The organism is Umezawaea sp. (assembly GCF_036375055.1).
Taxonomy (GTDB): domain Bacteria; phylum Actinomycetota; class Actinomycetes; order Mycobacteriales; family Pseudonocardiaceae; genus Umezawaea.
Genome location: NZ_DASUSQ010000072.1, coordinates 115,947 through 138,407, shown reverse-complemented (window position 1 = coordinate 138,407; position 22,461 = coordinate 115,947). Strand labels below are relative to the sequence as shown.

Sequence of the window (22,461 nt, the reverse complement as noted above, 5' to 3'; positions counted from 1 at the left end):
GGTCCGGTCACGCGTCGCGGCGGCGCAGCAGCACCGCGGCCACGACCAGCGGGACGACGACCCAGGCGGCGAACACCAGCGCGCCCGCGGTGGTGCCGAGCACGTCCGGACCGGCGGTGACGCTGGTGAACGAGCTGCTCGCGTTGGACGGCAGGTACTTCAGCACGTCGTCGCGCCACGAGGTCGGCAGCAGCAGCCGGCCGAGGCCGGGTGCGAGGAAGACCAGCGCGAACAGCGTGGAGATGGCGCCCGCGGTGCCGCGCAGGATCGAGCCGAACGCGACGCCCATGACCGCGACGCCGGTCAGCGCGGCGGCGGACCCGACGACGGCGCGGAGGACACCGGGGTCGCCGAGCGCGGCGGTCGGCAGGTCGGCACCGGACATGATCGCCTGCGCGCCGAGGAAGGCGACGAGCGAGACCGCCAGCATCGAGGTGAACACGGCGCCGGTGACGACGACCACCTTCGCCGCGAGCACCGGCAGCCGGGCCGGGACGCCGGTCAGCGTCGACCTGATCATGCCGGTCGAGTACTCGCTCGACACGACCATCACGCCCAGCACCCCGATGACGAGCTGCGTGATCATGACGCCGCTCAGCGCGATCGCGGTCGGGTCGGACATCCCGTCGTCGGGACCGGGGCCGTCGCCCCCGCCGCCGATGGTCGAGGCGAAGACCAGGCCCGCGGCGAGCATGGCGAACGCCGCCCCCAGCAGGGTCATCGCGCTGGACCGGACGCTGCGGAGCTTCACCCACTCGCTGCGCAGCACGCCCCGGAAGGTGAGGCGGATGTCGTCCGTCGCGGGCGGCGGCACGACCACCGGCGCGTCGAGGGTCGTGGTGCTCATCAGGCTGCCTCTCCGAACGACGTGGTGGTGGTCGTGCCGCCGTGGTACTCGACGGACTCCTGGGTCAACTCCATGTAGGCCTCCTCCAGCGACGCGCGCTGGGGGGTCAGCTCGTACAGCGGGATCCCGGCCGCGAGCGCGCGGGTCGCGATGTCCTCGGTGGACCGGCCGACCACGTCGAGGACGCCGCCGCCGACCGTGCTGATCCTCACGCCGTCACCGTTGAGGACGCGGACGAGGGCGCTCACCTGGGACGTGCGGACGTGCACGCCGCGGGCGGCGGACTCGATCAGGGCCGCGACGGACACGTCGGCGATCAGCCTGCCGCGCCCGACCACGATCAGGTGCTCGGCGGTCAGCGCCATCTCGCTCATCAGGTGCGAGGAGATGAAGACCGTGCGCCCCTCGGCGGCCAGGCCCTTGAGGAGCTGCCGGATCCACTTGATGCCGTCCGGGTCGAGGCCGTTGACCGGCTCGTCCAGCACGACGGTGCGCGGGTCGCCGAGGAGCGCGACCGCGATGCCCAGCCGCTGGCCCATGCCGAGCGAGAAGTTGCCGACCCGGCGCTTCGCGACCTCGGTGAGGCCCACCATGTCGAGCACGTCGTCGACCCGCCTGGCGGTGATGCCGTGCGTGGCGCCGATGGCGAGCAGGTGGTCGCGGGCCGAGCGGCCGGGGTGCACGGCGCGGGCCTCCAGCAGGACCCCGATCTCCCGCAGCGGCGCCCGGTGCTCCCCGTACGGCTTGCCGTTGACCTTCGCCGTGCCGGACGTCGGGGTGTCCAGGCCGACGAGCATCCGCATGGTCGTCGACTTGCCCGCGCCGTTCGGACCGAGGAAGCCGGTCACGGTGCCGGGCCTGATGGAGAAGGTGAGTCCGTCGACCGCGGTCTTGGCCCCGTACCGCTTGGTGAGGTTCGCTACCTCGATCATCGCCGCTCCTGTGGGATCCGTTGTGGTCCCTCAAGAGTGGTCCGATCGGGCGAGAAGATCGTCCTGCTGCCGCAGACACCTCGGCGTACCGCGGACGCGGTACGCCCCTCCACCCGTGGTCGTACTCAGCGCTTGGCGCGCTCAGCCTTCAGGGGACGAGCCCCGAGCTGGTCGGCCAGCAGCCGCAGCACGGCGGCCTCGGGGTCGACGGTCGTCGCGACCGCGCTCGGGTCCCTCGGCATGCTCGCCTCGGCGAGCATCTCCTCCTCGTCCACCGGCTCCGGTGGCAGAGGGGGTTCGTCGAGGTCCGGCGGCTCCGGCGGCAGGGGCACGTCGTCGGCGGGCGGGCGCCCGGCCGGTGCCTGCCGCTGCGGCGGCTCCACCGCGGCGGCCCTGCCCTGCTGGCTCGGCCTGGTCGGCGCGGGCTTGCTGGTCTTCACCTGGGCCGGGCGCACCGGACCGGCACCCGCGGCGCCGTGCACGACGCTGACCTGCCAGGAGCCTCCGAGGACCTTGCCGAACGCCTGGGTGATGGCCCCGGCGTTGCGCGGCTCGGACGTGAGCCTGCCCGCGATGGGCGCGGACGGGTGCGTCAGGACGATGGACGTGCCCTCGACCTCGCTGACCGTCGCGGGCCCGAGCATCGCGCCCGCGACGGGGTTGACCGACCGGACCGCCGCGACCAGCTCGGCCCACCGGCGGCGCACGGCGGCGACGTCGGTGCCCTCGGGCTCGGCCACCGGTTCCGGCGCGGGCGGCGGGGTGGCCGCCGCGGGCTCGGGCAGGCTCGGGGGCGCGGCCTCGGGCTCGGGTTGGGCGGCGCGCTGCGACGGCCGCTGGAAGGCGGGCTTGCCAGGGGCCGCCACCGGGGCGGCGGGGGCCGGGGCGGCCTGCGCCTGGGGTGCCGCGGCCTGGGCGGGCGGTGCGGCGGTGGCCTGGGCAGCGGTCTGGGCGGCGGGAGCCGCCGGGGCCGCAGGCCTCTTCTCCAGCTGTTCGACGCGTTGCAGCAGGGCCGCCTCGGTGTCGCTGGCGGAGGGCAGCAGCATCCGCGCGCACACCAGTTCCAGCACCATCCGGGCCGCGGTCGCGCCGCGCATGTCGACCAGGCCCGCGTGCACGATCTCGGCGAACCTGGTCAGCGTCGCCGGACCGATCCTCTTGGCCTGCGCGACCATCCGGACCAGCTCGTCCTCCGGGGCCGCCACCAGCCCCCGGTCGGCCGCGTCCGGCACCGCGCACAGCAGCACCAGGTCGCGCAGCCGCTCCAGCAGGTCCGACGCGAACCGGCGCGGGTCGTGACCGGCCTCCACGAGCTTGTCGACGGTGCCGAACACCGCCGCCCCGTCGCTCGAGCCCAGCCCGTCGACCATGTCGTCGATCAGCGCCACGTCCGTCACGCCGAGCAGCGCGATGGCGCGCTCGTACGTCACGCCCTCCGGGCCCGCGCCGGACAGCAGCTGGTCGAGCACCGACTGCGTGTCGCGGGCCGAGCCACCACCGGCGCGGATGACCAGCGGGAACACCGCGGGGGCCACCGTCACGCCCTCGGCGGCGCAGTTGCGCTCCAGCAGCGCCCGCATCGCACCGGGCGGGATCAGCCGGAACGGGTAGTGGTGCGTGCGCGACCGGATGGTCGGCAGCACCTTCTCCGGTTCCGTGGTCGCGAAGATGAAGATCAGGTGCTCCGGCGGCTCCTCCACGATCTTCAGCAGGGCGTTGAAGCCCTGCGTCGTGACCATGTGCGCCTCGTCGACGATGAACACCCGGTACTTGGCCTCGGCCGGGGCGTAGAACGCCTTGTCCCGCAGCTCGCGGGCGTCGTCCACACCACCGTGGCTGGCCGCGTCGAGCTCCACCACGTCGACCGTGCCGGACCCGTTCGGCGCCAGCCCGACGCACGAGTTGCACTCGCCGCACGGGTCGGGCGTCGGGCCCTGCACGCAGTTCAGCGAGCGCGCGAGGATCCGGGCACTGGACGTCTTGCCGCAGCCACGGGGCCCGGAGAACAGGTAGGCGTGGTTGATGCGGCCCGCACCGAGCGCGATGCGCAGCGGATCGGTGACGTGCTCCTGCCCGACCACCTCGGCGAAGGTGGCCGGTCGGTACTTGCGGTATAGGGCGAGCGCCACGGTTGCAGACCCTACCGGTGAGGTACGACGGTGTCCGACGGCCTGGGAGCGGAGCCGCTGCGACCAGGGCAAAAAAAGGGGACCCCGTGCACCTACCAGAGCCCGCTTATCCTTGCTGCCTTCCGGCCCTGGGGAGATTCGCGAGATGAGTACCGCACGAGGTCCGACGCAAGTGTAGCCGGTCGCGATCCGCGTCCGCCGCGTCGACCCCGTTTTGGTTGGAGCCGAGGGGGTCCGCTAGGCTGGACCACGGAGGATTCGCATAGTGGCCTAGTGCGCACGACTGGAAATCGTGTTGGGTTAACCCCCTCACGGGTTCAAATCCCGTATCCTCCGCGCCAAGGACTGAGGCCCGGACACTTCACCGTGTCCGGGCCTCAGTCGTCTGAGGGCCCCGTGGTCCGCCAGGTCGGGGCCGGGGCGCGAACCCCGGTGGTCGTCGGGTGACCGGGCCCCCGAGGCGGCACCGCGACCCCGCGTCCCCTGTTCAGTGGTCACCCGTCCGGCGGCAGATCGACGTTCGCGGCGACGATATATTCGCCCCCGCCGCCATTCGAACAGCAGGGACAAGAAAGGTCCACCATGCTGGGTACGATGACGACGGTCTCGGCTCTGCTCTTATCGGTGATCATTCCACCGAACGTCGCGGAATTCGCTCCGAACATCACCGTGGACGTGGTCACGGTGAACGGTTCCGGTTGTCCGGCGGGCACGGCGTCGGTGGCGCCCTCCACGGACGGCAGGTCGTTCCGGGTGAGCTTCAGCGACTTCCTCGCGCAGAGCGGACCGGGCGCGAGCCCGACGGACTTCCGGAAGAACTGCCAGCTCAGCCTGCGGGTGAACAACGCCGAGGGGCTGAGCTACGGCATCTCGCGGATCACCTACCGGGGCTTCGCCAGCCTCGCGGCGGGCGCGAAGGGCACGCAGCGGGCGAGCTACTACTTCTCCGGCCAGTCGCAGACGACCCGGCGGAGCCACGTGTTCTCCGGGCCGTTCAGCGACGATTGGCAGACGTCCGACAGTTCCGCGAACGGTGACATCGTGTACCTGCCGTGCGGCGATAATCGCAACCTGAACATCAATTCGGAACTGCGTGTCGACCGCGGCACTTCGGCCGCGCAGGCGTTCAGCTTCATGGCGATGGATTCGACCAACGGCCGGGTCAGCGCCACCTACGAATTGGCTTGGAAGTCCTGCTGACCCGTTCCGGCGGCCCGCCGCCCTTTCCGGGTCCGGGCCGCCGTTCCCTGCGCTAGCGTCGATCCATGCCGACTCTTGCCGAGGACCTGCTGCTCCTCCTCCTTGACGACGACACCGGTCGCCTGATCACCGACGGCACGTCCACCGACCACGCCCTCGCGGGCGCGGTCCTGGTGGACCTGGTCAACGCGGGACGGGTCGCGGAGGAGGGCGGGAAGCTGCACGTGATGGACACCGCCCTGCTCGACGAGCCGGTGCTGGAGGCCGGGCTGGCCCGGTTGGCGGAGAAGGCCCCCGCCAAGCCGCAGCGCGCGGTCGAGGTGATGACGAAGAACGTGCGCGAGACCGTGCTGGAGGCGCTCGCGGGGCGCGGGCTGATCCGGCAGGACAAGGACAGGGTGCTCGGGCTGTTCCCGCGCAGGACGTGGCCCGCGGTCGACTCGGCGCACGAGGACTCCGTGCGGGCGGACCTGACGGCGGCGCTGGTCGGCGGCGAGCGGGCGACGGAGCGGGCGGGCGCGCTGATCGCCCTGCTGCACGCCATCGGCGTGGTGCCCAAGGTCGTGCAGGGCGACAGGAAGGCGCTCAAGGCGCGGGCGGGCGAGATCAGCGAGGGTGACTGGTCGGGCGTGGCCGTGAGGAGGGCGGTGCGGGCCGTCCAAGCAGCCGTCACGGCCGCCGCGGTGGTCGCGAGCAGCGGGGGGTCCACCGGGGCCACGGGCTCCTGAGACGCGAACGGGGCCCGCCCGGGCGGGCCCCGTCCTCCGTGCCGCGCGTCAGACCCGGTGGAGCCGCTCCAGCAGGTCCTCGACGAGGAACACCACCTCGTCGACGACCGGGTGGCCCGTGCTGGGCCGCACCTTCACGACCTGCGGGTCGTGGTCGCTCGCCTGGTCGGCGAACTCGGCGTTGATGTGCACCACGTCGTAGTCGTAGCGCTTGATGTTCTTGCTGATCAGCAGGTGGTCGAGCACCTGGGCGTTGCCCTCGAACACGTAGCTGTAGCGCTCCAGGGGCGGCAGCGTCTCGATGAGGTCCACGACGGCCCCTCCCGCGGTCAGCGTCTGGAGCGCGGGCGAGAACTGGTAGTCGTTGATGTCACCGGCGAGCACGACGTTCGCGCCCCTGTCGATCGCCTGCACCTGGTCGACGAACGCGCGCAGCGACGTGGCCTGCGCCAGCCGCTGCACCTCGGAGCCGCGGGCGGGCGGCTGGAAGCGGCCGTGCATCGCCTGGTCGCCGCCCTTGGAGTTGAAGTGGTTGGCGACCACGAACACGGTGCGCCCGCGGAAGGTGAACTGGCCCGCGAGCGGCTTGCGGCTGCTGTTCCACGCCGGGTTGGTGGGGTCGACGCGGCCGGGCGAGACGGACAGGGCCGCGCGGCCCCTGTCCTTCACGACGGCGACCGGGGTGGTCGCGTCGCCGCCGGGCTTGTCCACGAACGAGACCCGCGCCGGGTTGAACAGGAACGCGACCCGGATGTTGCCGCCCGGCTCGCCGCCGTCGGTCTTGTTGCCGGGGTCGATCTGCCGCGACTGGTAGCGCGGGCCGCCCGCCGCGGCGATGGCGTCGGCGAACTTCGCCAGCGTCACGTCGGCCGCGACCGTGCCGTCGTCGGTGGCTCCGTTGTTGTCCTGGATCTCCTCCAGCACCAGGACGTCCGGGCTCTTGAGGTTGGTCACGACCGCCGCCGCGAGCCGGTCGAACTTCGCCTGCGGGTTGCCGGGCGCCAGGTTCTCCACGTTGTACGTGGCGACGGACAGCTCGCTCTGCTTCTGACCCCCGACGACCTCGGGCGTGGTGCCGCCGGGGGTGTAGGTGCCCAGCGAGTGGGTGGCCAGCGTGTAGCCGCCGAAGTTCGTGTACTCCAGCGCGCCGACGGTCGCGCCCTTGAGCACGTCGCCGACGTTGGCCCCTGGCAGCGCCGCGCTGCCCGCCTTGACCTTCAGGCGACCGCTGTTCGGCTTGTCGTAGCCGAGGTAGACGGTGCCGCCGCGGGCCGCCGGGTTCTGCTGCGGCTTCGTGGTGATGAAGCCCTCGCCGAACTCGTTGACGGGGCCGGTGAAGCGGGTGTCGTCGACCTGGAGGAGCTGGCCCTCGCGGGACTCCAGGAAGTCGAGCGCGTACTTCGCCGGGTCGAGCGGGAGGGTCTCGATGGTCGCGCCGCCCGCGTCCGGGGCGTAGGCCTCGGGGATGGACGTCGGCGTGATCACCTCGGGGGCCGGGACCGGGTTGCCCCGCGACACGACGAAGATCCGCGTGGGCGTGGCGATCTCGGTCAGCGTCTGGTTGGTGCCGGTGTCGCCGCCGGGCCGGTACTCGGCCACGGTGCCGCTGACCAGCACGGAGTCGCCGGGCACGACGGTGAACGGGACGGCGTTGGTGTAGACGAAGACGCCCTCGCTCGTGCGCGCGTCGCCGTCGGCCAGCGGGTCCTGGATCCAGAAACCGCGGTCGCCGGACGTGCGGGTGCCCGTGACGACGCCGGGCACGCCGGTGACCTGCCGGCCGACCAGCGCCGACACCCGGCCGGAGCCCTGGATGTCGTGGATGCGCTTGTCGCCGGGCACGGGGTCGGGGTCGGGCTCCGGGTCGGGGTCGCCCCCGCCGGGCGTCTGGCCCTTGCTGTTGACCGGGGTCGGCGCGCCGACGGTGAGGTCGGCGGCGTTGTCGTCGGTGTCGGGCAGCGCCGTGCCGCGGGCGGCGGACGTCGTGCTGCCGAGGTTGCCGGTGGGCGCGCCCTCGCGGACGACGGTCGCGGTGCCGTAGCCGACCAGGTCCTTCACGCTCGGGTCGGCCGCGCAGGCGGCGGCGGTCTTGCACGTCAGCGCGGTGGTGCCGGAGACGAGCGCGATCGTGCCGCCGGTGCCGGACATGGCGATCGTGCCGGTGGCGTCGGTGGTCGGCAGCTCGACCGTGCCGCCGGTGCCCTTCGCCTCGCCGACGAGGAAGCGCCCGCCCGCGGCGATGGAGCCCGCCAGCGGGGTGGCCTGCCACGTGCTGGACGCGCTGGCGCTCGCGGGCAGGTACTGCACGCTCCAGCCGTCCACGGAGACCGGCGCCGCGCCCTTGTTGGCCAGTTCGACGAAGTCCTGGGTGAGAGTCGCGCCGGAGTTGCCTCCGCCGCCGTACACCTCGGCGATGAGCGCGTCCGGGCTCGGCGCGGCGTTCGCGGTGACCGGCAGCGCCACGGCCAGCGTCACGGCCGTGGCGGCTGTGACCGCCAGTCCGACGCGGGGCAGTGATGGTCTCAAAACGTCCTCCGGATGTTGGCGGGTCCGCAGATCCTCCCCGGATCGAGTGAACGAAGGAAGGCTTAGTTACTAACGGTTAACCAGCCCATCGCGAGGTTGACATCTCCCGTAACGAACTGCCCGCAGGCGTGGATAGGTAGGGTCGGCTCACGCTTCGCGGTCCTGCCTGCAACCAAAAGGTGACAGGATCACTCGAACGTGTGTTCGAAGATGCGCTAGGCTGATCACGAGGGTGCGAGCCGGTGGCCCTCCCAGCGCCGGCACCACACAGCGGATCAAGCACGAGGCGCCTGCGACCTGACGAGGTCGCAGGCGCCTCGTGCCGTGTCCGCCCTCGGCGGACCTGCTGGCCCCCGCCCCCCGATGGCGAGAACATCGGTTCGAGGGGGGAGACCATGTTCTTCAGCGAGCAGTACTACGCCGACCCGCACCCGGTCCTGGCCCGGTCGAGGTCGCGGGCGCCGGTGGAGAGGATCACCGATCCGGCGGGCCGGGCGGTGTGGATCGTCACCGGCTACGCCGAGTCCAGGGCCGCCCTGTCCGACCCGCGGCTGCGCAAGCGCTTCACCCCGCCCGACGAGCCGCCGCTGTTCCACGTGCTCAACAGCGACGGGGCCGACCACACCCGGCTCCGCAAGCCGTTGACCAGGCCGTTCACCGCACGGCGGGTCGAGGCGCTGCGACCGGGGGTCGAAGCGCTCACCGACGGGCTGCTGGCCGGGCTGGCGGGCGAGGTCGACCTGGTCGCCGACTTCGCGCTGCCCCTGCCCTTCCTGGTGGTCTGCGACCTGCTCGGCGTTCCGGAGGCCGACCGCGCCGACCTCCGCGCCTGGGGCGCCGTGCTGTCGGCCGAGAGCCACGACGCGGCCCAGGAGGCCGCGGAGCTGGCGATGACCGACTACTTCCGCGGCCTGGTCGGGGCCAAGCGGGCCACCCCGGCCGACGACCTGCTCGGCGCGCTCGTCGGTTCGGGGCTGGACGACCGGGAACTGGTCTCCACCGCGCTGCTGGTGCTGACCGCCGGGTACGAGACGACCGTCAACCTGATCTCCACGGGCGTCCTCACGCTGCTGCGGAACCCCGACGAGCTGGCGGCGCTGCGCGCGGACCGCTCCCGCCTGCCGGGCGTCGTGGAGGAGGTCCTGCGCTTCGACGGCCCGCTCACCACCGCCACCCCGCGCTACACCTCCGAGCCCGTGCGGATCGGCGACGTGCTGATCCCCGAGCGGCAGGTGGTGCTCGTCGCACTGGCGGCGGCCGACCGCGACCCGGCCCGCTTCGACCGCCCGAACACCTTCGACCCGACCAGAACGGGCGGTCACCTGGCGTTCGGCCACGGCGTCCACTTCTGCCTGGGCGCCCAGCTGGCCCGTCTGGAGGGCGAGGTGGCCTTCACCGCCCTGCTCGACCACTTCCCCACGTGGGAGCTGGCCTCGGACGACCTCGCCTGGCAGCGCTCACCGCTGTTCCGCGGCCTCAGGTCGCTGCCGGTGCGGTTGGAGCGGTGATCCGGCGACGGCCCCCGCAGCGGCGCCGGACCGTGCGCTGAGCGGTGGAACGCGAAGGGCCCCGCACCTCGTGAGGTGCGGGGCCCTTCGACCAGCGGTGGCGGTGGGATTTGAACCCACGGAGGCTTTCACCTCACACGCTTTCGAGGCGTGCTCCTTCGGCCGCTCGGACACGCCACCGCTAAGAACAGTACAAGACGGGTGTCCGGGGCCGTCGAGCGGGTTACCTGTTGAACTTGTCCTTGAGGCCCGCGACGCCGTCCGCGGTGTGATCCCGCAGGTCGTGGCCGGTTTCCTTGGCGTGGCCCTCGACCTGGTCGGCCTGTCCCTCGACCCGGAGGGACTGGTTGTCGGTCTTCTCGCCGACCTTCTCCTTGACCTCGCCGATCAGCTGCTGCGCCTTGTCCTTGGCCTTGTCCACGATGCTCATGCCCTCGGACTACCCCGAACGGACGCGCGCGAACCGTGCGGACGATCACACGATGCGGTGATCGCCGAAGAAGTCGGCCAGCAGGGAGGCGCACTCGGTCTCCAGGACGCCGCCGCGGACCTCGGGCCGGTGGTTGAGCCTGCGGTCGCGGACGACGTCCCACAGGGAGCCCACGGCGCCGGTGCGGGGCTCCCAGGCGCCGAACACGACCCTGTCGACCCGTGCGAGCACGAGGGCGCCCGCGCACATGGTGCACGGCTCCACGGTGACCGCCAGGGTGCAGCCCGCCAGCCGCCAGCCGTCGCCGTGGACGGCCGCGGCGGCTCGGAGGGCGAGCACCTCGGCGTGCGCGGTCGGGTCGCCGGTCGCCTCTCGGGCGTTGCACGCCGCGGCGAGCGCGGCGCCGTCCGGGCCGAACACGGCGGCGCCGATCGGGACGTCACCGGTCGCCGGGGCCCGGCGCGCGGCGGCCAGCGCCGCGCGCACCATGTCCTCGGGCGAAGGGGTCACGCCTGGATCTTGTCGAGCAGCTTCGTGAACTCGTCGGCGAAGCCGCAGCGCTGCGCGATCATCTGGAGCTGCTCGTCGGGGTAGAGGTCGACCTCGTCCACGACGATCTGCATCTCGTGCTTCGGCATCCCGAGGTCGGTCAGGACGCCGAGGTCGCCCTCGGGCCACAGCTCCTCGTCCTCCTCGTCCGGCGGGTCGACCCGCAGGAGGTCGAGGACGTCCGCGGCGATGTCGTAGTCGAGGGCCGCCGCCGCGTCGGAGAGCAGCAGGGACACCCCGCCCGGCACCGGTCGGAGGATGATGAAGAACTCGTCGTCGACGGCGAGCAGGCCGAAGGCCGCTCCGGTCGAGCGGAGTTGGCGCAGCTCGGTGATAGCCGCGTCCAGTTCGGACAGCGCTGAGCTGTCCATCGTGCTGCACCGCCAGCGGCCGTCCTCCCGGACGACCGCGACGGCGAAGCCGTTGACCGGCTCCTGCTCTGCCATGAGCACACCGTAGGGGGCAGCGGGCGCACCCGGTAGCACGGGGCCTCCGGGAGCAGCGCCGAGGGCTCGTCCGATGTCAGTATCGACCCATGAGCACAACTGTGGATCCCCGCTTCGCCGGACTGCTCGACGCGGCTCGGGCCGTGCAGCCCAGGACGGTCGCGCTGCGCAGGCAGGTGCACCGCCACCCCGAGCAGGGCCTCGACCTCCCGGTGACGCGCGCCGCCGTCCTGGAGGCGCTGGCCGACCTCCCCCTCAAGATCACCTTGGGCGAGCGGACCAGCGCCGTGGTGGCCGTGCTGGAGGGCGGGAAGCCCGGTCCCTCGGTGCTGCTGCGCGGCGACATGGACGCCCTGCCGCTCCAGGAGGACACCGGGCTCGACTACGCGTCCGAAGTGGACGGCACGATGCACGCGTGCGGCCACGACACGCACGTCGCCATGCTCGCGTCGGCGGCGCGGCTGCTGTGCGAGCGGCGGGCGGAGCTGGCGGGCCGGGTCGTGTTCATGTTCCAGCCGGGCGAGGAGGGCCAGCACGGGGCCCGCTTCATGCTGGAGGAGGGCCTGCTCGACGTCGCGGGTCCGCGCGTCGAGAAGGCGCTGGCCGTCCACATCACGTCGACGCTGCGGTCCGGGGTCGTCACGTGCAGGCCCGGCCCGATCATGGCGTCCGCCGACACCTTCCACGTGACCGTGACGGGCCGCGGCGGGCACGGCGGGATGCCGCACGACGCGATCGACCCCGTCCCGCCGACCGCCGCGATGGTGGGGGCGCTCCAGACGATGGTCGCCAGGCGGGTCAGCGTGCACGAGCCCGCCGTCGTCACGATCGCCCACCTGAGGGCGGGCACCACCACCAACATCATCCCCGAGACGGCGCTGCTGGAGGGCACCGTCCGCACGCTCTCGGCGGCCACGAGGACGTTGGTGCACCAGGAGCTCCGGCAGGTGTGCGAGCACGTGGCCGCCGCGCACGGGTGCACCGCGACCGTCGAGGTCGTCCCCGGCTACCCGGTCACGGTGAACGACGACGTCGTCGGCCCGCACGTCCTCGACCTGGCCGCGAGGGCCATCGGGCCCGCGTGGGCCGAACCCATGCTCGACCCGCTGATGGGCGCGGAGGACTTCTCCTACGTGCTGGAGCGGGTGCCCGGCGCCATGGCGTTCCTCGGGGCCTGCCCGCCCGGCGTCGACCTCGCCGTGGCGGAGGCGAACCACTCCAACCGGGTGCTGTTCGACGACGACGCCATGGTGCACGGGGTCGTCCTGCACACCGCGTTCGCGCTGGACGCGCTGCGCTGAGGACGTGCGCCCGGTGGGCGGTGGCGGTCGACGCCGGCAGGATGTGCCGCGTGCCTGATCTGTGCGTGCTCGGACTGGGGTTGATCGGTGGTTCGGTGCTGCGCGCCGCCACCGCCGCTGGGTGGACGGCGTGGGGGGCCACGACGTCCGCCGCCGACGCGGAGGCCGCCGGAGCGGACGGCTTCGACGTCGCGGCCGACCCGGACGAGGCGCTGCGCCGGGCCGTCGCGGCCGACGCGCTGGTGGTGCTGGCCGTGCCGCTGCCCGCCGTCGACGAGGTGCTGCGGCGGGTCGCCGCCCTCGCCCCCACCGCGAGGCTGACCGACGTGGTGAGCGTCAAGGAGCCCGTCGCCGACGCGGTCCGCGGGCTGGTCCCCGGCGCCCGGTACGTGGGCGGGCACCCGATGGCGGGCACGTCCGCCTCCGGCTGGGCCGCCGGGTCCGCCTCGCTGTTCGAGGGGGCGGCCTGGGTGGTCGCGGCGGAGGACGGGTCGGACCCGGCCGTGCTGCGCGAGGTCGTGGCGCTGGCGCTCGCGACCGGGGCCCACGTGGTGCCGACGAGCGCCGCCGAGCACGACTCGGCGGTCGGGCGGATCTCGCACCTGCCGCACATCCTCGCGGCCGTGCTGGCCGCGGTGGGCGCCGACGGCGGTCCGCTGGCGCTGGCGCTGGCGGCGGGGTCGTTCACCGACGGCACCAGGGTCGCCGGGACGCGGCCGGAACTGGTGCGCGCCATGTGCGAGGGCAACCGGACCGCGCTCCTGGACGCCGTCGACGACGCGCTCGGCAGGCTCGGCGCCGCGCGGGGGTCGCTGGCGTCCACTGGCGGGCTCGCGAAGACCATCGACGCGGGCCACCGGGCCAGGACGGCGCTGGACGCGCAGCGGGTCGCGGAGCGGACCGACGTGACGATCGACCTCGGTTCCGCGGGCGTGGCCGAAGCTCTGCGGGCGCTCGGGGCGCGGGGCGGCCGTATCGTTTCGCTGGAGGGCGCGACCGCGAGGGCGCGGACCTCGTAGGGTCGGCGGTGTGGAGCGCCGCAGGCTGATCGCCGTCGTCGGAGGGTTGGCCCTGCTCGTGGGGGCCGTCGCCGTGCTGCGGGTGGAGGCTCCGCCGCCGCAGGTGACGTCGACCGACCCGATCACCCTGACCCGGTTCGTCGACGACCGGGTCGAGTACCGGGCGGAGAGGCAGTCGCTGGCGGCGCCGTCCAACCTGAAGCTGACGGCGCTGGACATCACCAGCATCCGCGCCATGTGGACGCCGACGGTGGGCTACGGCTACGAGGTGCGCTGGCACGACCAGGTGCGGCTGGTGGTGGTGCCGGAGACCGAGGTGACCGGCCTGCCCGCGAACGACGAGGTCACCGTCGAGGTGCGGGCGGTCGACGCCGAGGGCCACCGGTCGGCCCCGACGAGCATGAGGGCCGTGCCGCGGCTGCTCTACAACGAGGCCTGGGCCGACCACCTGGTGGCGCCGGTCGACCACTTCGACGGGCAGGCTGCCCTGTCGTCGCACCGGTGGCGCGTGCTCGGCGACGACGACTGCCTCGGGCTGCGGTCGCTGCCCGGCGTGAAGCGGGTGGAGATCACCTGCGACAACGCCGAGATGCAGTCGAACATGACGCTCGTGCTGACGGAGCCGCAGCCGGACAACGACGGCGAGCGCGGTCGCGTGATGCTGACGATGGACGGTCCCGGCACGGATCCGAACGGCCTCAACCAGGAGGTGGCGATCACGCTCCTGCCCGAGCCGTACGACGACCTGCCGTGGCTGGGCATGTACGACAGCGTGTCGGCGCCGACGCAGATCCCGCCGGGCGCGATCGTCATGCACGTCAACCCCTTCGGCGCGAGCTTCGACAAGGGCGTCGACGTGCCGACGACGTCGCGGGTCGTGCCGGTGAGCGGGCGGTCGATCGTGCCGTCGACCGGCGTGCGGCACCGGTGGGAGCTGCGGATCCTCCAGGACGCGGTGGTCGCGGTGCGCGACGGCGAGGTGCTGGCCGCCGCTCCGGCCGCCGTGCCGTGGAGCAGGGCCCGCGCGCGGCTGGCGTTCCGCGACGCCCGCGGCACGACGATCGACTCGTTCGGCGTCGGCGGCGGTGCGGAGAACCCGAGGTCGACGTCGATCATCCCGCTGGGGCCGTCGGAGCGGGAGCCGTCCGCGACGACGCTGGGGACCGTGTCGTCGGCGCAGTTCGCGGGCGCGGAGTCGCTGCGGGTCGTGGCGGGCGTGTACGGCAACAACGACGCGCCGGTCACCGTGCGCTTCGGCGACCGGGAGGTGCTGGCCAAGCCGATGTTCCCGTGGGGCACCGTCGGTCCGACGGTGTCGACCACGCTCTACGCCGACTTCCCGCTGCCCGACCCGGCGATCGGCGACTCGCCGAAGCTGAGGCTCACCTCGACCACCGACATCGACTCGGTCAGCGCGAACGTGGTGGTGCGCGACGCCGTCGACGCGCCCGCCAGGAGGCTGCCGCGGGTCACCGACCTCGGCGGGCTGGTGCGGCGGGTCGCCCAGCCGGAGCTGGGCGTGGAGCACGAGACCAACGTGTCACCGCCGACGCCGTTCCCGCAGGGCGGCAGGGTGCGGCTGGTCGTCGAGCTGGACGCGGGCCACGACCACGTCGTGGCGGAGACCTCCGGCATCGAGGTCGAGCTGGACGGCGACCGCATCGTCACGCTGCCGACCGCCGCGGACGGGGCGTCGGCCGGTGGGCGGTACGAGTTCTGGCTGGACACCGCGGACCTGCGGCCGGGCGCCCACCGGGTGACCGCGCGCGTGCAGCCGAAGGACCCGTCGCTCTCCCCGAGGGACACCCAGCAGTCGTTCGAGATCCGGACCCGTTGATCTCGGGTCGACAACGACTAGTGACCGCGGTCGGTGCTCGGCCTAGCTTGGCGCCATGGACCGACGTCGGATCGCCGTGGTGGCCGCCGGTCTCGTGCTGTTCGGCGGGGCCGTCGTGGTCCTGCGGGCCACGGGGCTGACCGGACCGCCGGTGACGACGACGCCGGTCCCGCCGCCCCCGACGTCGTTGACGAAGTTCGCGGGCCAGGGCGTCGTGCTGCCCCCCTCGACGGAGAGACCCGAGCCGCCGGGGGACCTCGTGGTGCGGTCCGGGCCCCAGCGGCTGCAACTGCGCTGGGCAGGCGACTCCCCCGGCTTCGAGGTGCGGTGGGGTGGGGCGGAGCTCGACCACGTGCTGCTGGTCGCGCAGCCCGTCGCCCAGCTCGACGGCCTGGAGGACGGGCGGGAGTACCGGGTCGAGGTGCGCGCGGTCGACTCGTTCGGCAAGCGGTCGACGCCCGCGACCGGGTCGGGCACGCCGCGCACCGACACCTCGACCGACGACAGGTACGTGCTGGTGGACCGGTTCGACCAGCCCAACGCCCCCGACCCCGCCCGGTGGCGGCTGGCCACGCGGGAGAACTGCGCCCGCGCCACCCCCGGCGCGGGCGACGACGCGCGGCGGCTGGTGATCAGCAGCAACTGCGCCGCGGCACCGGTGGTGCTGCGCTCGCGGACCCCGTTCGCGCTGGCGGACTCCGACGAGCTGGGCCGGTTCGCGGTGGAGACGGACGCGCCGGGCGTGGACGGTGAGCTGTTCCTCGACCTGGTGCCCGGCCCGGTCAGCGTGGTCTCGGGCGTCCCGGCGGAGATGGCGGCGGACCGGGCGGTCGACGCCGTCGGTCTGCCGCCCGGCGCGGTCAGGGCCCGGATCGCGTCCAGCGCGGGCACGACGACCGCGCAGGTCCTCGTGGCGCCGGGGACGCCGAGGATCGCGCCGACCGACGAGCAGCCGCACCCCGTGCCCGTCGCGCGCCTCGGTGTGAGCCAGCGGTGGGAGGTGGTGCTGCGCCGCGACGGCGTGCGGGTGCTGCGGGACGGCGCGCTGGTCGCGAAGGGCGAGGTGGTGCCGCAGTGGACGGAGGCGACCGCGCTGGTCGGCGTCGTCGGCCCGTCCGGTGAGCGCGTGCACGTGGACCTGATCGCCTTCGGCGGCCGGTCGGCTCCGACACCGCCGCTGGTGCCCCCGCCGGACGTCCGGGTCGAGGTGGGCGGTCCGACGGCCGACGACCCCGGCGCGCGACCGCTGCCCGACGTGCTCGGCGGCCTGCTGCGGATGAACGTCGTGCACACCGACGGATCCGGGGTCGCGCCCGAGTTCACCGCGCTGGTCGGCGGGAAGGTGGTCGTGCCGCTGCGGCCCGCCGTGCCGGGCACGGCGTGGCGTCCGGAGAGCGGCTACCCGGTGGTCGCCGACCTGCCGCGGGAGGCGCTGGTGCTGCTGGGGCGCACCGAGCAGGTGGTGGTCAGCGTGGTGACGCCGAGGCCCATGCGGATCCAGCTGACCCACGTGGACCTGGAGCTGGTGCCGAGGCCGGGCGCGCGCGCCGCCGCCGCGCCGAGCACCGAGACCGAGGCGCTGAACGGCGTGGAGCTGGACCTGGCCAGGGCGACCGGCACGGTGCTCGACGCGAGCGGCGAGCCGGTGCCCGACGGCAAACCGCTCCAGGCGGGCAGGCTGGTGCTCGACGTCGTGCTGGACGGCCTGGAGGGCAGGCGCACGACCGCGCGGCTGCCGGGGCTGGCCGGGTTCACGATCCGGCTGGACGGCGACGAGGTGGCCGGCGTGCCCACGACCGACGACGGCCCGGCCGTCGCGGGCCGGTGGCGGCTCGCGCTCAACACCAGCGGCCTGGCCCCCGGTCCGCACATGATCGAGGTCAAGGCGTTCAGCACCGAGAGCACGACCAGGCCCGCCTCGGCGTTCGTGTCGTTCTTCATCGCCGAGTAGCCGGGCGGTCCGACCGGTCCCGCGACGAAGAGCCGACCACCGCCTCCGGGGGTTAGATGGGGGCATGTCGCGTGCCCTGGTCCTCGACGTCGCCCGCACCCCGTTCGGCCGCTACCGGGGAGGGTTGGCGGGCATCCGGGTGGACGACCTGGCGTCGCTGCCGATCAGCGAGCTGATGCGCAGGCACGGCGACCGGTTGGACCCGGCCCGGATCGACGACGTCCTCTACGGCAACACCAACGGCGCCGGTGAGGAGAACCGCGACGTGGCGCGGATGGCCGCGCTGCTCGCGGGGTTGCCGACGAGCGTGCCGGGCGCGACGGTCAACCGGCTGTGCGCCTCCGGCGGCGAGGCGGTCGTCCAGGCGGCGCGGGCGATCTCGCTGGGCGACGCGGACCTGCTGATCGCCGGCGGGGTGGAGGGCATGACGCGCGCGCCGTTCGTGGTGCCCCGGCCGGAGAAGCCGTTCGCGGACCGGCTGGAGACGGCGTCCACGGCGGTGGGCTGGCGGCTGGTCAACCCGAGGATGCCCGCGACGTGGACCGTGCCGCTCGGCCGCGCCGCCGAGACCGTGGCCGGGGAACTCGGCGTCAACAGGCAGCAGATGGACGCGTTCGCGCTGCGGTCGCACCGCAGGGCCTCGGCCGCGTGGGACGCGGGCGTGCACGACGGCTTCGTGTTCCCGGTGCAGCGCCCGGACGGGACCGCGATCCGCCGCGACGAGTCCGTGCGGTCGGACACCAGCGTCGAGAAGCTGCGGAAGCTGCACTCGGCGTTCTCGGAGAGGGGGCCGGTCACCGCGGGCAACTCCTCGCCGCTGAGCGACGGGGCCGCGGCGGCGCTGATGGGCACCGACGAGGTGGCCGCCGAACTGGGGCTGGAGCCGCTCGGCGAGGTCGTGGGGAGCGCGGTCACGGCGGTCGAGCCGCAGCGGTTCACGCTCGCGCCGGTCAGCGCGATCCGGAAGCTGCTCGCCCGGCGCCGGATCGACGCGGCCGACGTGGCGCTGTGGGAGATCAACGAGGCGTTCGCCGCGATGGCGCTGTCCGTGCTGCACCACCTGCCCGAGATCGACCGGGAGAAGGTGAACGTGCACGGTGGCGCCATCGCGTACGGCCACCCGCTCGGGGCGTCGATGCCGAGGGTCGTGTTCGACCTGTGCCGCCACCTGCGGGCGCGCGGCGGCGGACTGGGCATCGCCGCCGCCTGCGTCGGCGTCGGCCAGGGGCTGGCCATCGCCGTCCGGGCGTGACCTAGATGCGGTGCGACACCTGCGGGTAGTCCACGACCACGCCCTGCGCGTCCACGACCAGGTCGGACGAGAAGTCGCCGGAGCTGAAGTGGACGACCGAGGTCTCCTCGCCGACCGAGACCGTCCGGTACGTCTGCTGGACCACGTTCACCGACAGGTCCGGCAGCGACACCCGCACGACCGGGAGCGCGGCCTCGCCCGCTTCGCGGTGCAGCCCGAGCCGCCGGATCGGGATCGAGTTGAACAGCACGACGAACTGGACGTCCACGTCCATCGCGCCGTCGAACTCGGCCCGCTCGGAGCCCTTGCCCGTGTCGACGAGCCAGGCGCCGTCGGCGCCCCGGCTCAGGGAGATCTGCTTCTCCTCCTCCACGGTGGCGCTGCGCAGGAGCAGCCGCTTGACCGTGCCCTCCTCGCCGACGCCCAGCTCGAAGGAGGCGCTGAACTGCTCGTCGGGACCAGCCGTCACGAGGCGACCGGACGCGCGCAGGCGCCGCTGGTCGGACAGGAGCAGGCGCACCTGTTCGAGCCTCGGCTCCCGGTAGCCCTGCCAGGTCACCATCTCGGGACGACGTGCGGACGCGGAAGGAGAGCGGGTCTCCCCGGCAGGGGCCACCCGCTCATCCGTGTTGAACGAGTTCACTGCCCACCCGGAAGGAAGTCCTTGGCCTTTTCGGCAACCGACTTGATCTGGTCCTCGTGCCCGAACCTGCCCGCGGCGAACTCGGCGGCCTTGTCGATGCCGTCGTCCACCTTCTCGTGGTTCTGCTCCAGCAGCTCGGCGGCCTTGTTCTTGATCTCATCGAAGTTCACTGGTGCTCCTTCGCACTCCTGGGGAAGGGTACCGGAGCACGCCCCGGGGCCCCACTGCCAAACGGACGGCGGTCACGCTACGCCCGATGCCGAACTGCGGCCCGGTCAACTCTGGACCCACCCCCCGCCCCGCGTGCGAAGATGTCCGCGCCGCCGCCTGGTCGGCCGTGTCCCACGGCCATCACCAGGAGGAACGCCACGATGTTTCGGCTCACGCGCCTCACGGCGCCGCCGCTGCTGTTGCTGCTCGCGGTCCTGTCCCCTCCGGCGAACGCCACCCCGGAGCGGACCGCCGAGTTCACGACGACCACCACGGCCACCTCGGTCGCGGCCCGCACCGACCGCCGTCCCGTCGCGGGCGGCCTGTACGACGCCGTCGCGAAGAGGACGTTCGTCTCCTGGGCTGGGCGGTACGAGGACAACTACGCCCAGTCCTTCGACCACCGCACCGGTGTGTGGTCGACGCCCGTCAAGTACGCCGACGGCGACTCCGACGCCCACAACTACCCGACGCTCGTGCAGGCGCGGGACGGGCACCTGCTCTCGTTCCGCGGCAGGCACAACGTGGAACTGGTGCTGAACCGGGCACCGGAGCCGCACTCGTCGGAGGGCGTCTGGTCCGAGCGGGTGATCTCGAAGGACGCCGCCACCTACCCGATGCCGTTCGTCACGGCCGACGGCCGGATCTTCGTGTTCTTCCGCGAGACGTCGCACGACCTGGACCCGTCGGTCCCGACCGACACCCGGCCGATGCTGTACGTCGTGTCCGAGGACGACGGTCGCACCTGGAAGACCTCGCAGGAGCTGACGGGGCACCCGTTCGCGCTCGGGTCGACCGACCGCGCGGACAACATGAACGAGACCTACGTCGGCCAGCTCCGGCAGGAGCCGGACGGTCGCGTGAGGATCGTCTACACGCTGGCGGGCGGCGGCCCGGAGGGACACCTGCACGACCGGTACCACCGCAACGTCTACTACACCTGGTTCAACCCGCGGAACCTGCACTTCTACTCGGCGAGCGGTCGCGACCTGGGCACGCAGGTCGACGACGTGGACCAGGAGACGCACCTCAAGGTCGCCGAGACGCCGCTGGCGGTGCCGAACGGGGTCAAGTCGCCGGACTACGTCCAGCTGGTCGGGACGACGCTCGGCAAGCCGTTCGTGCTGTGGTTCACCGGTGACGAGGCGAAGGGTCCGCTGCGCGACAACCTGTCCTGGTGGGACGGGTTCCGGTGGCGCACGGAGGAGGTCGCGCGCGGGCTCCGGGTGCGCGAGATGGAACCGCTGGGCCCGCTGACCTGGCGGGTCTACGCGACCGAGGACGGCAAGCCCAACGTGAACACCTACCGGGTCACGCTGGGACGCACGTGGGACGCCGAGACCGTCATCCCGACGGCGAAGCCGGTGCAGCGGATCGAGTTGGTCGAGGACTTCCGCGACCCGGTCCGGGTGCTGATGTCCGGTGCCTCCTCGGCGCGGGACGTGGCCGTCGCCGACGGCGACATCACCGTGGCAGGCGTCCGGCGCCGCTAGCGGGTCCCCGACGCACGAGAACGCCCCCGCGAGCGGTGCTCGCGGGGGCGTTCTGCTGCGTGCTGGACGAACTAGGAAGCGGACTTGCGGCGACGCATCACGAGCAGCGCACCCGCGCCACCGCCGACGAGCACGATGCCGATGACCAGCGGCACGAAGATCGACGCACCGGTGCTGGCGAGGTCACCGCTGCTGCCGCCCGCGGGGACCGGGGTGGTGGTCGTCGTGGGGGCGGGCGTCGTGGTGGCCGGCGTCGACTCCGTGGTCGTGGTCGGCGGGGTCGTCTCCGTCGTGGACGGCGGCGTGGTGGTGGTGACCGGGGCCGCCGCCCAGGACACGGTGCCGCCCGCCTTCAGGCTGACCTTGGCCGGGAAGGCCACGACCAGGGACTGGGTCTGCTGCTGGTCGTTGCTGCTGACGAACAGGCGGCCCTGGGAGAGTTCGGCGTTCGCCTCGACGGAGAACGTCGCCTTGCCGTCCGGAGTGCCCTCCGGGACCTTGACGAAGAACTCCTTGGTCTTGGTGCCCGCGTCCTGCACCGCGAGGGTGCCGGCCTTCGGGTCGGCCAGGGGGTTGCCGTCCTTGTCCGCGAGGACGACGCCCTCGGGCAGGTCGGCCTTGAGGACGACCTCGCCCGCCGTCGTGGTGACGGTGAACGGACCGATCAGCTCGCCGGGGACGCCGACCTTGTCCTTGGGCTCGACGGTCAGCGTCGGGGTCGGCTGCTCCTTGATGCCGGTGTTCTCCTCACCGATCAAGTAGTCGTACAGCGCGATGACGTCGCCGTTCTTGACGCGGCCCTTGTCCAGCTTGGCACCGTCGCTGAAGTGCCAGATCGCGGCCTGGGTCGCGCCGATGGCCTCGTCGTCGTCGAGTTCCTTGCCGACGACCTTGCTCAGCTCGTCCTCGTTCACCAACGGGTACGCGTGCTGGAGGATCCACGCGACCTTGTCGGCGTTCTCCTTGAACTTCGTGTTCGGGTTGGGGTGCTTGTCCCACGGCACCTCCTTGAGGGGGAGGCCGTCCTTGAGCGGGGTCGGCAGCTCGACGCAGTAGGCCTGCACCTTGGTGTTCGTGCCGTCGATCTCCAGACCGATGAGGCTGGTGTCGAGGAGCCTGTCGTCGCCTTCGACGTAGACGTCGGCGCCGTGCTGGTCCCACGCGGGCTTCGGCTTGACGTGGACCTCGGCCACGGCGGGCATCGCCGACGCCAACAGGGCGATGGACGCGCCGAGGAATGCCGCACCAATGCGCGAAGCGCTCAACCGGGATGTCATGGATCTCCTTCAAGCTCTCTGACTAGCCCGAATCGGGTGACAAAGAATGTGGGATCTTGTCGTCCTGCAGGGGGCTCAGGGGCCCCGAACTTCACGCGGATTCGACAGGAGTCGCGGGAACACTATCCGATCGGGTTACAGACGATCGATTTCGGGTACTCTATCCAGCCGCGATGGTCACGA

Annotated in this window: 19 protein-coding genes, 2 tRNA genes and 1 other RNA gene; 10 read left to right on the top strand and 12 right to left on the bottom strand. The window is 72.8% G+C overall.

Features of this window, described 5'->3' with window-relative positions:
* Positions 1-7: 7 nt before the first annotated feature.
* The 4 genes from VFZ92_RS20305 to ffs form a co-directional block, all read right to left on the bottom strand.
* Entirely contained in the window at positions 8-847 is an 840-nt protein-coding gene (locus tag VFZ92_RS20305) for an ABC transporter permease (protein WP_330877547.1), read from the bottom strand.
* Entirely contained in the window at positions 847-1,779 is a 933-nt protein-coding gene (locus VFZ92_RS20300) for an ABC transporter ATP-binding protein (RefSeq protein WP_330877546.1), read from the bottom strand. Before VFZ92_RS20300 ends, VFZ92_RS20305 begins: the two co-directional genes overlap by 1 nt.
* A 125-nt stretch (positions 1,780-1,904) precedes the next feature.
* A complete protein-coding gene (locus VFZ92_RS20295) occupies positions 1,905-3,908 on the bottom strand; it encodes a DNA polymerase III subunit gamma and tau (RefSeq protein ID WP_330877544.1) in 2,004 nt (667 codons plus the stop codon).
* 72 nt (positions 3,909-3,980) lie between these two features.
* An RNA gene (gene ffs, locus VFZ92_RS20290) (signal recognition particle sRNA small type) lies at positions 3,981-4,077 on the bottom strand.
* An 82-nt stretch (positions 4,078-4,159) separates the two neighbouring features.
* On the opposite strand from ffs, the gene VFZ92_RS20285 reads away from it, so the two are divergent.
* The 3 genes from VFZ92_RS20285 to VFZ92_RS20275 all read left to right on the top strand — a co-directional run bounded on the left by VFZ92_RS20285 (position 4,160) and on the right by VFZ92_RS20275 (position 5,836).
* Positions 4,160-4,244, top strand: a tRNA-Ser gene (locus VFZ92_RS20285).
* 258 nt (positions 4,245-4,502) lie between these two features.
* On the top strand, positions 4,503-5,108 hold the full coding sequence (locus VFZ92_RS20280; protein WP_330877543.1) for a DUF4360 domain-containing protein: 606 nt from the start codon (positions 4,503-4,505) through the stop codon (positions 5,106-5,108).
* A 65-nt stretch (positions 5,109-5,173) separates the two neighbouring features.
* On the top strand, positions 5,174-5,836 hold the full coding sequence (locus VFZ92_RS20275) for a GOLPH3/VPS74 family protein (RefSeq protein WP_330877542.1): 663 nt from the start codon (positions 5,174-5,176) through the stop codon (positions 5,834-5,836).
* 48 nt (positions 5,837-5,884) lie between these two features.
* Here VFZ92_RS20275 and VFZ92_RS20270 read toward each other — a convergent pair whose 3' ends face one another.
* Positions 5,885-8,362 (bottom strand): endonuclease/exonuclease/phosphatase family protein, encoded by a 2,478-nt coding sequence (locus VFZ92_RS20270; protein ID WP_414719955.1) that lies wholly within the window; start codon positions 8,360-8,362, stop codon positions 5,885-5,887.
* A gap of 395 nt (positions 8,363-8,757) precedes the next feature.
* Here VFZ92_RS20270 and VFZ92_RS20265 point away from each other — a divergent pair, with 395 nt between their 5' ends.
* Entirely contained in the window at positions 8,758-9,870 is a 1,113-nt protein-coding gene (locus VFZ92_RS20265) for a cytochrome P450 (protein WP_330877541.1), read from the top strand.
* A 95-nt stretch (positions 9,871-9,965) separates the two neighbouring features.
* On the opposite strand, the gene VFZ92_RS20260 is transcribed toward VFZ92_RS20265, so the two are convergent.
* From VFZ92_RS20260 to VFZ92_RS20245, 4 genes are all read right to left on the bottom strand, one after another.
* Positions 9,966-10,050 (bottom strand) — tRNA-Ser (locus VFZ92_RS20260).
* A 43-nt stretch (positions 10,051-10,093) separates the two neighbouring features.
* On the bottom strand, positions 10,094-10,300 hold the full coding sequence (locus tag VFZ92_RS20255; RefSeq protein ID WP_330877540.1) for a CsbD family protein: 207 nt from the start codon (positions 10,298-10,300) through the stop codon (positions 10,094-10,096).
* Between the two features lie 45 nt (positions 10,301-10,345).
* Positions 10,346-10,789, bottom strand: a complete 444-nt coding sequence (locus VFZ92_RS20250; protein WP_330877577.1) for a nucleoside deaminase — start codon at positions 10,787-10,789, stop codon at positions 10,346-10,348.
* Positions 10,790-10,806: 17 nt separating this feature from the next.
* Positions 10,807-11,295: a tRNA adenosine deaminase-associated protein gene (locus VFZ92_RS20245; protein WP_330877539.1), complete on the bottom strand. Its 489-nt coding sequence runs from the start codon at positions 11,293-11,295 to the stop codon at positions 10,807-10,809.
* A gap of 89 nt (positions 11,296-11,384) precedes the next feature.
* Between VFZ92_RS20245 and VFZ92_RS20240 the strand changes: the two genes are divergently transcribed.
* From VFZ92_RS20240 to VFZ92_RS20220, 5 genes are all read left to right on the top strand, one after another.
* Positions 11,385-12,596: a M20 family metallopeptidase gene (locus tag VFZ92_RS20240; RefSeq protein WP_330877538.1), complete on the top strand. Its 1,212-nt coding sequence runs from the start codon at positions 11,385-11,387 to the stop codon at positions 12,594-12,596.
* 41 nt (positions 12,597-12,637) lie between these two features.
* Positions 12,638-13,615, top strand: a complete 978-nt coding sequence (locus VFZ92_RS20235; RefSeq protein ID WP_414719960.1) for a prephenate dehydrogenase — start codon at positions 12,638-12,640, stop codon at positions 13,613-13,615.
* Between the two features lie 10 nt (positions 13,616-13,625).
* A complete protein-coding gene (locus VFZ92_RS20230; RefSeq protein WP_330877536.1) occupies positions 13,626-15,452 on the top strand; it encodes a fibronectin type III domain-containing protein in 1,827 nt (608 codons plus the stop codon).
* Between the two features lie 55 nt (positions 15,453-15,507).
* Positions 15,508-17,403 carry a hypothetical protein gene (locus VFZ92_RS20225; protein WP_330877535.1) on the top strand — a complete coding sequence of 632 codons (1,896 nt, stop codon included), beginning with the start codon at positions 15,508-15,510 and terminating at the stop codon, positions 17,401-17,403.
* A gap of 64 nt (positions 17,404-17,467) precedes the next feature.
* Positions 17,468-18,655 carry a thiolase family protein gene (locus VFZ92_RS20220; protein WP_330877534.1) on the top strand — a complete coding sequence of 396 codons (1,188 nt, stop codon included), beginning with the start codon at positions 17,468-17,470 and terminating at the stop codon, positions 18,653-18,655.
* 1 nt (position 18,656) lies between these two features.
* On the opposite strand, the gene VFZ92_RS20215 is transcribed toward VFZ92_RS20220, so the two are convergent.
* Positions 18,657-19,217 (bottom strand): putative glycolipid-binding domain-containing protein, encoded by a 561-nt coding sequence (locus tag VFZ92_RS20215; protein WP_330877533.1) that lies wholly within the window; start codon positions 19,215-19,217, stop codon positions 18,657-18,659.
* 77 nt (positions 19,218-19,294) lie between these two features.
* A complete protein-coding gene (locus VFZ92_RS20210) occupies positions 19,295-19,468 on the bottom strand; it encodes an antitoxin (protein WP_330877532.1) in 174 nt (57 codons plus the stop codon).
* Between the two features lie 201 nt (positions 19,469-19,669).
* Between VFZ92_RS20210 and VFZ92_RS20205 the strand changes: the two genes are divergently transcribed.
* Positions 19,670-21,001 carry a BNR-4 repeat-containing protein gene (locus VFZ92_RS20205; RefSeq protein ID WP_330877531.1) on the top strand — a complete coding sequence of 444 codons (1,332 nt, stop codon included), beginning with the start codon at positions 19,670-19,672 and terminating at the stop codon, positions 20,999-21,001.
* Positions 21,002-21,072: 71 nt separating this feature from the next.
* On the opposite strand, the gene VFZ92_RS20200 is transcribed toward VFZ92_RS20205, so the two are convergent.
* On the bottom strand, positions 21,073-22,278 hold the full coding sequence (locus VFZ92_RS20200) for a thioester domain-containing protein (protein ID WP_330877530.1): 1,206 nt from the start codon (positions 22,276-22,278) through the stop codon (positions 21,073-21,075).
* Between the last annotated feature and the right edge of the window lie 183 nt (positions 22,279-22,461).